The organism is Streptomyces spiralis, assembly GCF_014654675.1.
GTDB classification, from domain to species: Bacteria; Actinomycetota; Actinomycetes; order Streptomycetales; family Streptomycetaceae; genus Streptomyces; species Streptomyces spiralis.
In genome coordinates this window covers 1-12373 of sequence record NZ_BNBC01000073.1, presented here as the reverse complement: position 1 = coordinate 12373, position 12373 = coordinate 1, and the positions used below count along the sequence as shown (strand labels likewise).

The following is a 12373-nucleotide window of genomic DNA, read 5'->3' as shown; positions in this document are numbered from 1 at the left end:
GCGACGGCCGGGCCGTCACCAGGAGCCTTCCCCCGGCACCAGGCGGCCCGCCTTGCGGTACTCACGGCGGGCCCCCTCCACGAGGTCGGCCGCGGTGACGAGGTCGCTGCGGCCCGCGGCGAGGTACGCGGCGGTCACCACGGCGCTGCGGATGGAGCCACCCGGCAGCTCGAAGCCGGCTGCCAGCGGGCCCAGTTCGATGCCGTCGGCGCAGGGCACATGGGACAAACTGTGCTGCCACAGGGCGAGGCGCTGAGGAACTTCGGGGAACGGGAAGTCGACGACCAGGTCCAGACGCCGGGTGAAGGCCTCGTCGATGTTGGCGCGCAGATTGGTGGTGAGCAGGGCGATGCCGTCGAAGGACTCCAGGCGCTGGAGCAGGTAGGCGCTCTCCAGGTTGGCGTACCGGTCGTGGGAGTCCTTGACCTCGGACCGCTTGCCGAACACGGCGTCGGCCTCGTCGAAGAGGAGTACGGCGTCGGTGCGGTCGGCCTCGGTGAAGATGCGCTCCAGGTTCTTCTCGGTCTCGCCGATGTACTTGTCGACCACCGAGGACAGCTGGACCACATAGAGGTCCAGGCCCAGGTCCGCGGCGACGACCTCCGCCGACAGCGTCTTGCCGGTGCCCGACTCGCCGGCGAACAGGCCGAGGACGCCCCGGCCCCGGCCACCGCCCGCGCTCAGGCGCCAGTCGCCGAGCACCCGGTCGCGGTGCCGGGCGCGCAGGGCGAGCTCGCGCAGCTGGATCAGCGCCCGTTCGGGCAGCACGAGGTCCGTCCAGTCGACGGCGGGCCGGATCCGCCGTGCGTGCTGCTCCAGGCCCGAGGCGGACTGCTGGCGGGCGGCGAGGCGCAGATGGGAGGGGGAGAGCGGGGTGCCGTCGAAGGCAGCCAGGTCCCGGGCGGCGCGTGCGGCCCGCGTGATGTGGTCGTCGGGGAGATGGTACGGCGCGACCGTGGCGAGCAGGTCGAATGCGGGCTCCTCGTCCAGCGCGGCCGACCAGGCGTGCAGCGCACCGGCACGGCGCCTGGGCACCTCCAGGACCAGCGGGTCGAAGCGGCACCACTGCGGGTCGTACGGGCGCGGGCCTGTGATCAGCACGGGGACGTCCACGGCCGCGGCCAGTTCCTGGATCAGCGGCCCGGGGTCCTCCGGCAGCCCGGTGACGACGACCGCGCGACTGCTCAGCCGGGTTTCCCGCAGCAGCTCGGGCACGCAGGCCTGGGGCCCCGAGAAGCGCAGGGCCGGGACCTCCGCGATGCTCAGGGCGGCGCAGGCACAGGCGAGGCCGTCGCCCTCCCGGCCCTCACGGAGGTAGGCGGTCAGCGCGGGACCGGCCGTGATGCGGCCGGCCAGCCGGTGGACGAAGCGGGTGAACTCCTCGCCCTGGTCAGGCAACGAGGGTGGCTCGGGCAGCGGATGGAGGTGCCCGGCGAGTGCGGTGTCGGGGGTGTCGTCGCCGAGGAGGTGGGCGACCAGCCGGTCGGGTACGCGCAGCGAGCGGCTCAGGAAGGGGCGTTCGGGTTCCTCCACGGTGAGCAGACCGAGTGCGCACAGAGGTGCCGTGGGGTGCAGCCGGGCCCGCGCCGCCGCCGAGTGGACGGGGATGCCGCACAGGTCGAGGGCGACGGCGACGGTGGCCCGCCGTCGGCTGACGTCGTCATTGAGGTAGCCGTACAGCGACTCGAAGGCCCGGTCCAGATCAGGGGCGAGGGCGATCAGGAGCAAGGCGGAGTCCAGCTCGGTCAGGCCGAGGCGGGCGCACAACACGGCCAGGCGGTCGTCGGGCCGGCGGCCGTCGGGCTCGGGCAGAACACGCCGTGGTGGCCCCACCGGGCGCAGCAGATGCCGTACGGCCTCCTCCGACAGGTACAGGCCGCGCAACGGGTCGGCGGCCGTGGGGTCATCGGCGGAGCGCTGCTCCACCAGCAGGGCGACCCGGTCGCGCAGCACGGCCAGGCCGGCGAGCAGCGCACCGGCCGGGCCGGTCTCCGTCTCCGCTTCCTCGTACGCCGTTGTCATGTCGCCCGCCCCGCACCGCGTCCGGACCGGGTCCGCCGGGCCTCCTGGGCCACCGCCACCTGCCGGGGCCGGTGCGCGCGTTCCTCCGCCTCGGCGGGAGTGTCGCCCAGGGCGCGTGCGCGGACCATCGCGCCCTCGGTGACGGGCGGGCCGGCGTCGTATTCGGGGGCGGCCGAAAAGGGCGCGGTGACCACCAGGTCGAGGGACGGCTTGAGTTCACCGCCGAGCGCCGACCAGATCTCCGCGAGCGAACGGGACTCGGTCTGGATGCCGGCCACGGACAGCGGCACGGTCAAGCCCTGCGCTCCCAGTGCGCCGGGGAGTTCGGACGGCAGCAGCAGCTCCCGCGGGAGCAGGGTGATCAGTGCGGCGGACAGCAGACGGTGTTCGTCCTGGGGTTGCTTGGTCCAGGCCGTCACGAGGTATGACAGCCGGAACCAGCGGGGCGGCTGGCGGCGCTTGACGATCACGTCCCGCTCGTCGAGCACGGCGAGGTGGCCGCGCTGCCGGCGGTGCACGTCCTCCCGGATGTCGTACAAGTAGGCGTTGATCGTGGGTGAGTTGCGGCGTGCCGCCCAGTCGCGGGTGGGCGCGTCGAAGGTGACGTCGATACCGGAACCGGCCAGCACGCCATCGCTGAGCAGGGTCTTGAGGACCTCGTCCACCTCGTGGATCACTGTCGTGCTCCGCCCTGCTGTCCTCGTTCTCCGGCTCCCACGGCCGCCGACCTTTCCGATCCTGCCCGCCGCCGCGTCGCCCCCGCAGGTACGACGGGGCAGAGCTTCCTGTCCGAAGGACGGGTCGGGCTTGTCCGTCCGGTCAGAGGTAGCCCTCCCTTATGGCGTACGCCACGGCATGCGCCCGGTTGCGCAGGTGCAGCCGGGTCGTCAGTCCTTGCACCACGTTCTTGATGGTTCGCTCGGAATAGGACAGCTTGTCGGCGATCTCAGAGGTGTCGAGTCCCTCCGCGACCAGCCGCAGCACGTCCACTTCACGCGCGGTCAGGCCCGAGGAGGGCAAGCCGTGCCGGCCGGCCGCGTTGCGCTGCAGCGTGCCCACCTGGTTGAGGAGCCGGCCCAGCAGGTCGGCGGGCAGGTCGCCGTCACCGCGGGCGGCCGCGAGCACAGCCTGCACCAGTCGCTGCGCGGTGGCCTCGTGCCGCCACACGATCGCGCCCACTCCGCACTCGATCACATCGAGGAACTCGGTCTCCCGCAGAGCCCGGACGACGAGCACCGTCCGCGCGCCCTCGCTGCGGACCACTCTGCGCAGCTTCGTCATCGCGGCCTTGTCGAGCAGGTCCTCCACGAATAGTGCCACAGTGCCGGGGCCCGACTCGGTCTCCTCCTTCAGGCTGACCTCCGGGTACCGGCGCAGCTGGCCGAGAACTCCCTCGCGCAGGATCGGGTCCGGGGTGTGCACCACCACGGATGTCCGGTCCGCCGACCCTGCCGTACCGGGGCGGATGGTCCGCGATGAGCTGAGCAAGCCGTGTCCCCCATGTTCACGTGGCGTGCCACTCGTGAGAGGTCAGTGGCACGCGTGTACTCCTCATGTTCATGTGGCGCGAGGGCACCGCGCAATCGTGAAGCACCACGAACCGGACCACGAGATCGGCCGGAATAGAACCACGACGGCCGTTCGGCCGTAGGAGAACCGGACGGCCGTCCGGCCGTCCGGTTTCCCCGGACGCACAGCCGAGCGGATGCGTCCTCGGAAGGCACCACGACCGATCAAGGAGGCAGGGATGTCCGCACTGCGGGAAGTACCGCTGCGCGAACACGACAAGGCCATCGCGCTGCTGACGGCCGGGGCGGCGCGGGCCCGGGCGGGCGCCGGCGGCCTGGTGCTGGTGCGCGGTGCCACGGGAACCGGGCGGACCACCGTCCTGGAGACCGCCGCCGAGGACGCCGCCGCGCACGGCATGCGGGTCCTGCGCGCCCGCTGCGCGCCGGGCGACGCCGAAGTGCCCTTCGCCGCCGTGTTCCGGCTGCTGGGCCTCGAAGCCGTATGCGAGCCGTCCGGCCCGTCCGGCGGCGAGCGCCAGCAGGCCGCCCGGCTGTGGCAGGTCCTGTGTTCGTACGCCGGGGAGTCCCCGCTGCTGGTCGCCGTGGACGACGTCCATCTCGCCGACGCCCCCTCGCATCGCTGGCTGGTGGAGTCGGCCCGGCGGATCGGCCGGTCGAACCTCCCGGTACTGCTGGCGGTCACCGAACGCAGTCAGTACGACGTGGACCCGCCGCCGCTGCACTTCACGCACACCCTCTCGCGCGCCCTGGTGCACACCCACACCCTCGCCCCGCTCACCGCCCAGGCGGCGGCCGCCCTGGTGCGTGCCCGGTTCCCCGGCGCGCCCCGCCCCTGGACCGAGCGGTGTGTACGGGCCTCGGCGGGCAGCCCGCTGCTGCTGCACGCGCTGCTGGAGGACCTGGACGGTCTCGGCGATCCCGGCCGTCGGCCGGTGCCGGAGACGACCGCCGCACTGTACCCGGGCGCGTACCCGGCCGCCGTGTCCTGGTGGCTGGACAGCGCCGGGCCGGCAACGGCGGTGGTGGCACGGACGCTGGCCGTCCTGGACGAAGAGTGGGAAGGCACGGCGGACGGGCCGGCGGGCAGCGCCGAGGAGTTGGGCGGGCTGCTCGCCGGGCTGGCGGGTGCCGACCCGGCGCGAGTGACGGGCTGGCTCACCGCGACGACGGGTCTCGGCCTGCTGCGCACGGAGCCCGGCGGTCGCCCTCGTTACGCTCATCCGCTGCTGCGGGACGCCGTCCTCGCCGGCGTGCCCGCGGTCCGGCGCCGCGCCCTGCACCGGACCGCGGCCGAGGTGATGCTGCACGGCGGTGCTCCCGCCGATACGGTGGCCCGGCAGCTGCTGCTGTCCGGCCCGGTGGGTGAGACCTGGACTTCCGGCGTGCTCCAGGCCGCCGCCTCGCTCGCCGTGCGCGACGGCCGCGTGGCCGACGCCGTCGCCTTCCTGCGCCGGGCGCTCGACGAGCCCCTGCCCGTCGAGCGTCGCCAGCGGCTGCTGACCGAGCTGGGCTCCCTGGACGCCGCGAGCCCCGGCTCCTCGTCCGGGATTCCCCGGCTCACCGAGGCGCTCCGGCTGCCGGCCGCCCCGCAGGACCGGGTGCGCGCGGCCGTCGCCCTCGGCACCGCGCTGGCCGGGCGCGGCGAGGCCCGTGCCGCCGTGGAGCTGCTGCGCTCGCTGGGCGGGCAGTTCGGCGACCGCCCCGATCTGCTGACCACCCTGCACAGCGCCTCCGCCCTGCTCTCCGACCAGGACCAGGCGGTTCGCCGCGAGGTGTACGGGTGGCTGTGCGAGATCGCCGAACACGCGCCGGAGCAGAGCGGCCCGGCCATCCGCGTCCTGCTCCTGCGATACGCGGCCACCGCCGGGCGCGCCTCGGCCGCGGAGGCGATGCGGCAGGTGCGCGAGCTCCTCGCCGAGCCGGCCGACCCGCTGACCGAGCCGTTCCTGCTGGGCACGGCCGCCACCGTCGCCCAGTGGGCCGACGAACTCGACGAAGCGGAACGGCTCGTGGAGCGCGGCCTGGCCGGTCAGCGACCCGACCTGCTCCACCCGATGCACGAGGCGTTGCTCAACACCCGGGCCGACATCGTGGCGGCACGCGGCGCGTATGTGCGGCTGACGGGCGAGCCGCCCCTCCTGAAGGACGCCGAGCCCACCAATGTGCACGCCCACACTCTGATCGCCCTCGTGGAACTGGGCCGCACGGCCGAGGCGCGGCGGTTCGCGGACGGCGTCGACCTGCGGAACGCGCCCGACTCCTGGGAACTCAACCGGTTCCTGTACGCGCGGGGCGTGCAGCGCGCCGCCGTGGGCGACCCGGCGGGGGCGTTGCACGACTTCCTGGAGTGCGGCCGGCGCCAGAGTGCCCGCGAGGTGGTCAGCCCGGTCGTCACCCCGTGGCGCACGGCCGCCGCCGAGTGCCGCCTCGCGCTCGGCGAACCCGAGGAGGCGCTCGCGCTGGCCGAGGAGGAGCTACGACTGGCCCGGGTGTGGGGCACGCCCCGCACGGTGGGCCGCGCCCTGCGGGTGCTCGGTACGGTCACCGGCGGCCACAGGGGTCTTGAGCTGACCGAGGAGGCCGTACACCTGCTGCGCTCCGCGCCGCCCGCCACGGAGCCGGAACTGGTCGCCGCGCTGATCGCGCAGGGCCGGATGCTGATCACCGGGGAGGAGGGCAGCCGGGCCCGGGAGTGCCTGCGCGAGGCGGCCGGGCGCGCGGAACGCCTGGGCGCCGTCCGGTGGGGCACACTCGCCGAGGAGGCCCTGCGCGAGGGCGGCGCCCGCCGCATCACCGCCCGCACCGGTGCCGACTCCCTCACCGCCGGCGAGCTGCGCGTCGCCCGGCTGGCCGCAGAGGGCCGCACCAACACGGATATCGCCGACCTGCTGCACCTGGCCCGGCGCACCGTGGAGACCCATCTCACCAGCACCTACAAGAAGCTGGGGATACGGCGGCGTACACAGCTCGGACAGACGCTGGGCCTGGACTGACTGGCGGATCGCGGGGCAGGCAGGCGACGGCGTTGCTCGACCCGGAAGGACATACCGGGTCCTGTTCGAGCGTCACCAACGATACGAGCGGGAGGTCAGGGGAAGCGGCACCCGGTGGGAAGTCCGACTACCTCACCCACGACTTCGACGGCGACCTGGACGGCCGCAACAACTTGGAGAACACCGCCGTTTCCCGCTGGTCGCACACGTCTGCACCCTGAAGACCGCGGTCACCGTGGCACACAGGGATTTCTACTCCTAGGTGCCAAGGGCAGCGACTGGACCGGCGGGACGCAGAGCGTCGAGGGTGAACTCCCGTTGAAGAGCGACTTGCACACCGACGATCACGATCGTCTGTAGACGGCCCAGCAGCCGAACACCCACGCCGCATGGCCCACGACGGATTACACGCGTATGCGCGACGAGTACGACAACGGCGACGGAGTCCTCCACTACCCAGGCAACACCGCCGAGGTGCCCGACGGACCGACGACCGGGACGTGCCGGATGCCGGGGTCCGAAGCACGTCCGTTCGCCGCGGACGGCAGGTGCCGGGTCCGGCGGCGCCGCCCCCGTGGCTGCCCTCGCGGCCTACCGGAGCCATGGGCAGTCTGGTAATGCTGGATGATCAACGGCCCTGTGTGGAAGGGAGCATCGTGCACGCGCACGGAACGCGGAACCGACTGTCCGAAGAGCCGGACACGGCGTCTCGCGGCATGGCTGCGCCGAGCGCGCCGGTCCAGCGGATGCTGACCCTCCAGCGCATTGCGGGGAACGCTGCCGTGGCCCGGGCCGTCGAGACGGGCCGGCACGGACATGGGCCCGGCTGTGGTCACAAGAACGTGGAGGGCACCAGCCCGACGGCTCAGCGCGCGGCCACGCAACACCCGAACGGTACGGAACCTGCCGTCCAGCGCACCACGGTGGCCTTGGGCGATGCCGCGACGGTGCAGCGGGCGACGGAGGATGTTCAAGATCTCTTGACTGTCAGGTACTGGGAGAGCACGAACAACTTCGCCAAGTTGACGAAGGCCGTGAACAACAAGTTGAAGGGGAATGCCGGGAAGAAGGGTAAGGGCGGGAAGAAGGGGTCGAACTCCGAGGGAACGGGTTCCCCGAGGATGCCGGAAAAAGTGTTGAATGACACCATTCCCGGGCTCCTCAGGGAGCTGCGAGACATGCCCGCCACGGGCGCTCAGCTGAAACTCTTCCGGACCATGCCGACTGAGGAGGCCGATGCGATTCTGGAGTGGCAGGCCGAAAAGAAGGACGCCACAGAAGACTGGATGAGGAACCCTCCAAAAGGAAAGGTGGCCCTCGCTTTTCGTGAAGACGAGCGTGTCGGTGCAATTCCCGTGCGCGGGCATCTGGGCGACGAACAACAGGCTGGAGTCTACTACGACAAGGGGGACGACAAGAGCCGGGCCTCCAAGAGGACACTCATGTTCGTGCTGAAACCCGACGCGCACAAGCTCTTCTTCTCTCCGCAGTACATGGCTCTGTCCGAGACGGGAACAGCTCCCACCGCGATCAGGAACAGCGACAAGGTCGAGGGCCATAAATTTCCGAGGGCTGCCGGCGGCGAGGGCAACCTCCCGGGTTATATCGGGGTGAAGTCCGAGAGTCATGGTGACCTCAGCATTGTCGTCAACAACCAGGCCACCCGGCTCCTCTTCCAGGCGTTCCTGTCCGAGGTAGTGGAGGTGTGAATCTTCACGCTCACTGGGGCCCGCGTCCGTGGCCCGTGGGCCCTGGCAGCAGTGGGCGTCTGCGTCTGAGGGCAGGTGATCGGGCACGATGCTGCTGTTGCCGCCGGTCAGGGACACCCGAGCGGAACGCCCGCCCGGTGGCAAGGGCGTGGTGAGATCGACGAGGTGAGACTCCAACCTGACGTCGATCTTTATTTCCCCCTTGTTCTCTCTTCCTTGGCCATGCCTGGCTACTGTCCCGTGGCCCAGTCCGGTCCAGGGAGAGGTACGTTCGTGAGCACCCCGGTCCACCGCACCTCAACTCGCCAGTACGTGACCGCCCTGACAGCGACTCGGCAACGCCGGCCCTCGTATTCGTCGGCCACCTCGCGGGAGCGTGCCCTTCTAGAGATCCAGCGCACCGCCGGCAACCAGGCCGCGGTGTCGATCATGGACACGCAACAGCCCCGGGCCACGGGCGCACCCGTAGCCTCTCAAGCAGCCGCTCCTGCGGGCGACACAGCGGCCGTCAACGGCCAGGCGTCTCCCCGGAAGAAGAGGTACGGCGCTCGGATGACCTCGGCCCTCGACAGGGCCAAGAAGAGTTTCGAGCAGCTCGACACCTGGACCAAGGGCGTCCACACCCCTGTCAACGCGGGCTTCACCCAGCAGGCCTCCGCCACATCCGACGCAGCCCTCAAACACGCCGCCGCCGCATCGGGGACCTCCGCCGCGTCGGAGAACGCTGCCATGGAGGTCCTCGCCGGCGCATCCAGCGGCATTGAGGCGTCCAGAGCGAGGGAGGAAGCCCGGAAGCACGGGCAGGGGGCCGCCTTCCACACCGCGAACAAGAAGGCCAACACCAAAACGGCCGACGCGGCCGTCAGCGCCGGCAGCGCGGCAAGCTACTCCATGGCCATCGCTAAAGAGGCGACCAAGATCCAGCAGGCAGTGGGAGAGGCGGCAGCGAGCGCGGCGAGCGGTGTCGGTACCGGTGCCATGGGCGTGCTGAAGGGCAGTCGTGCCGCGTTCCGCACTGCGACGACAGCCAAAAAGTACCACGAACTGAAAAAGATCGAGCTGCCCGCCAAAACTGGCCCGGAAGAAATGGCCGGGATGAGGCAGGAACTGGAGAATGCCACACAGGCATTGGACCAGGCGTACATGGCGCTGGACACGTATATGGCCGACGAGGGCGAGGCTGCGCTGGAGCACCTCGCCACGATCGTCGAGACGGTCTTCGAGGCGTCGACCAAGATCGAAAGAATCGCCGAAGAAATCCAGCGTGCCGAAAGAAGGAACTTGCTTCACGCAGTGCACGAGTTCGCGCTCAAGAAGCAGCTCCGCAAGGGAGCCAAGCAGACGCTCACCGCCGGGGGCGAGCTCGCCAAGGGCGCGGGTGGCATCGTGGGGATCGTCTCCGCAGCAACGGGAGGAGCACTGATGGCCACCCCGGCCGGCTGGGCCCTCGCCGCGGCTGGGGGCGGCCTCATCCTCGGCGTCGCCTTCTGGAAGGGGCTGCGCGCGGCCACGAACCGTTACAACGCCGTCCGCCACCCGGAACTCCATGACAAGTGGGACCTGGGGGAGTTGGAGCCGGGGGAGCCCACCCCGAAGAAAGAGGCCAGCTCTCGCGGGCAGGCGCTGAAGGAGTCCTTGAAGTTCTGGAAGAAGGCGGAGAAGAGTGAACGCGAGGCCGCGGCGCATGTAATCTACGCATTTGCGGCAGGCGATGAGATCCACGGGGAACACGCCATAAAGGACGTTGAGTTGCGACGCACGGCCAGAGAGATGCTCATTGCTCTTAAAGCAGGTCCCGCTGACCACAAATTGAAAAGGGGAGAGTGGGAAGAATCTCTCAACGACCCGGAAAAGACCGCCGCTTGGATCAAGGAGATAACAGAAGCGCTGTCCTCGGCGTGACCGAGGGTCCTCGAAGGGTGACTCGCCGGTCTCCTGTTCTGCCGCACTCGACCCGGTGGCTGTCCCGACTGTCTCCGAAGGCCGCGCCGGCGTACCATCCGGGAGCACCGAGGTTCTGCGGGAAGCGGTGCGCGTGACAGGACGGCCTGAACACTGCCCTTTGGGCCAGGGATGTCGGGCCCGGGGAGCGGCGCCGCCGTGGCGGTGGATCGTTATTCTCCGATCGTGACGGAAGGCACTCCCCTCATCGAGGATCCGGTCGCGGACGAACAAGCGGATGCCGAAGGTGTGTTCAGTCAGCGTTCTCCGGATCCGGGCCGTTCGGATCAGCGTCGCCGCCGTGGCCCGGGTCCCTTCGCACTCATCGTCGCACCGGGTCTGGTCGCGCTGACCGCGGTGTCGGCGTTCCTGGCCATGAACGGCGGCCTAAGCCCCGCGCCGTTTGACGGGGCCGGCGCCACAGAGACGGTGACGAGCAAGGTCGACGGCTCCTACGTCCCTTGGCTGCGCCGGGCGACCAGCGATTGCCCGGTGATCACGCCCGCAGTTCTCGCCGCCCAGATCGATCAACTCTCCGGATGGAGCGACGACACCTCCAGTCTGTCGGAACAGGGCATCGCCCGCTTCACCAAGGCTCGGTGGAAGATCTGGGGCCGGGACGACGACGGCAACGGACGTTCCTCACCGCGCGACCCGGTGGACGCGATCATGGCTCTGGGCCGGCAGGACTGCTCGCTCCTGCGGGAGGTGACAGCCCTCAGAACCCGTGGCACCGTCAACGGAGAGCTCGTCGACCTGACCCTCGCCGCCTACACCGCGGGCACCGACGCGGTGACCCGAGCGGGCCGGGTACCCGCCACAGCTCGGCACTTCCTCGACGCGGTCAAGGGCCGGCTTCCGCAGTACGAGTCGCTCGTCAGGCAGAACCCCGAACCGAGCGGCCGCTGGACCACGTACGCCATCCTGTCCCCTCCGGTCGGCACGCTCACCGTCACCTCACCCTTCGGGTCGCGGAAACACCCGCTCACCGGAGTGACCAAGTTGCACACGGGGGTGGACTTCGGCGCGCCTGAAGGGGCGCAGGTGTCCGCCGCGCGCGAGGGCCGGGTGGAGTTCGCCGGAATGACCGCGGCGTACGGCAACCGCGTCGTGATCGACCACGGAACCATCGAGGACAAACGGTTGGAGACGACATACAGTCACCTCTCCTCGATCCAGGTGTCCCAGGGCCAGTCGGTGTCGGCGGGCTCCCCCATCGGACGCGTCGGTTCCACCGGCCTGTCCACGGGCCCGCACCTGCACTTCGAGGTCCTTGTGAACGGGCAGTACCTCGACCCCATCCCCTGGCTCACCGTGGCCAACTGATCAGTCACCCGACAGCGGTCGCCGTGTGCGATGGCGTGCAACGCCCGGTCGACGACCGGGAAGCAGCCCGTCGCACTCGCCCTCTGGGCCGACCTGCGTGGGCCTGCCCTTCAGGGCGGGCTCCACATCAGGACCGTGGGCGACGGGCCGTGTCCGAGGGGGCCAGGCTCGCGCCGGCGCGGTAACGCAGTCCGCCGATGAGGAGTGCCACCATGCGTGTGCTGTACTCCGGCCCGAGCTCCTCGGCCGGCTGGCACAGGTTGGAGACCGAGTATTGGATGTCCTTGGCGGTGACGTCCGCCCGGATCTCACCGCTGGCCGCCGCGGCCTCGAGCAGTGCGTTGAGTGCGGGGACGAAGCGCTGCAGGAAGTAGTCGGCCGACGATCTGCGGACTGGCCCGCTCAGGGCTTCCAGGTGCGCAGCATGGCCGCGACCCGCGCCGTGGTGCAGCGAGGGCTGTTCAATTCGTGGGCGAGCGCGGTGAGTTGCTCGCAGGTGGGGCTGACGGGGATGTTGCTGGCCTCGAGGTACATGGCGGCGACGGCGCAGGCGAAGGTGAGGTTGGAGCGTTCCAGCCAGCGGCAGCGGCCCAGGGTGTGCACGAGGGCCGCGGCACGCGCGTAGGGGCCGTCGTACACAGGGTGGTCGAGGAGCTCGCCGCGATGGCGTGCCACGGCAGCGACCGGCACGCCGTAGTCGTCGACGCCCGGATCGTGCCGGCCGGAGTCCTGAAGGATCTTGGTGAAGTTGTCGAAGCCGACCCATTCGGACTGGTTCAGGCTGGTCATCTCCACCCGGTGCAGGGCGATCCAGCCGGTGTAGAGGAGGGGGTAGAGCCCGAAGGCGCCGAAG

Annotated in this window: 9 protein-coding genes and 1 pseudogene; 4 read left to right on the top strand and 6 right to left on the bottom strand. The window is 70.6% G+C overall.

Annotated features, from left to right (window positions below; all coding sequences use genetic code 11):
• Positions 1–15: 15 nt before the first annotated feature.
• The 3 genes from IE318_RS41310 to IE318_RS41300 all read right to left on the bottom strand — a co-directional run bounded on the left by IE318_RS41310 (position 16) and on the right by IE318_RS41300 (position 3510).
• On the bottom strand, positions 16–2022 hold the full coding sequence (locus IE318_RS41310; protein ID WP_189908017.1) for an ATP-binding protein: 2007 nt from the start codon (positions 2020–2022) through the stop codon (positions 16–18).
• Entirely contained in the window at positions 2019–2699 is a 681-nt protein-coding gene (locus IE318_RS41305; protein ID WP_189908016.1) for a Pvc16 family protein, read from the bottom strand. Before IE318_RS41305 ends, IE318_RS41310 begins: the two co-directional genes overlap by 4 nt.
• Positions 2700–2841: 142 nt before the next feature.
• A complete protein-coding gene (locus IE318_RS41300; protein WP_189908015.1) occupies positions 2842–3510 on the bottom strand; it encodes a helix-turn-helix transcriptional regulator in 669 nt (222 codons plus the stop codon).
• A gap of 259 nt (positions 3511–3769) precedes the next feature.
• Between IE318_RS41300 and IE318_RS41295 the strand changes: the two genes are divergently transcribed.
• The 4 genes from IE318_RS41295 (at position 3770) to IE318_RS41280 (ending at position 11520) form a co-directional block, all read left to right on the top strand.
• Positions 3770–6544: a helix-turn-helix transcriptional regulator gene (locus IE318_RS41295; protein ID WP_189908014.1), complete on the top strand. Its 2775-nt coding sequence runs from the start codon at positions 3770–3772 to the stop codon at positions 6542–6544.
• Between the two features lie 746 nt (positions 6545–7290).
• Entirely contained in the window at positions 7291–8253 is a 963-nt protein-coding gene (locus IE318_RS41290) for a hypothetical protein (protein ID WP_189908013.1), read from the top strand.
• Positions 8254–8805: 552 nt separating this feature from the next.
• Positions 8806–10155, top strand: coding sequence for a hypothetical protein (locus IE318_RS41285; RefSeq protein ID WP_189908012.1), 1350 nt, complete (start codon positions 8806–8808; stop codon positions 10153–10155).
• A gap of 225 nt (positions 10156–10380) precedes the next feature.
• The gene (locus IE318_RS41280; protein ID WP_229904111.1) at positions 10381–11520 is read left to right on the top strand and encodes a M23 family metallopeptidase; all 1140 of its coding nucleotides are present in this window, start codon (positions 10381–10383) and stop codon (positions 11518–11520) included.
• Between the two features lie 127 nt (positions 11521–11647).
• On the opposite strand, the gene IE318_RS46765 is transcribed toward IE318_RS41280, so the two are convergent.
• The 3 genes and pseudogenes from IE318_RS46765 to IE318_RS45775 form a co-directional block, all read right to left on the bottom strand.
• A complete protein-coding gene (locus tag IE318_RS46765; protein WP_373311436.1) occupies positions 11648–11926 on the bottom strand; it encodes an SbtR family transcriptional regulator in 279 nt (92 codons plus the stop codon).
• The gene (locus IE318_RS41275) at positions 11923–12258 is read right to left on the bottom strand and encodes a fic family toxin-antitoxin system, toxin component (RefSeq protein WP_229904115.1); all 336 of its coding nucleotides are present in this window, start codon (positions 12256–12258) and stop codon (positions 11923–11925) included. Before IE318_RS41275 ends, IE318_RS46765 begins: the two co-directional genes overlap by 4 nt.
• Positions 12244–12373, bottom strand: a pseudogene (locus IE318_RS45775) (sugar ABC transporter permease); the annotation flags it as partial. The pseudogene IE318_RS45775 and the gene IE318_RS41275, both read right to left, overlap by 15 nt.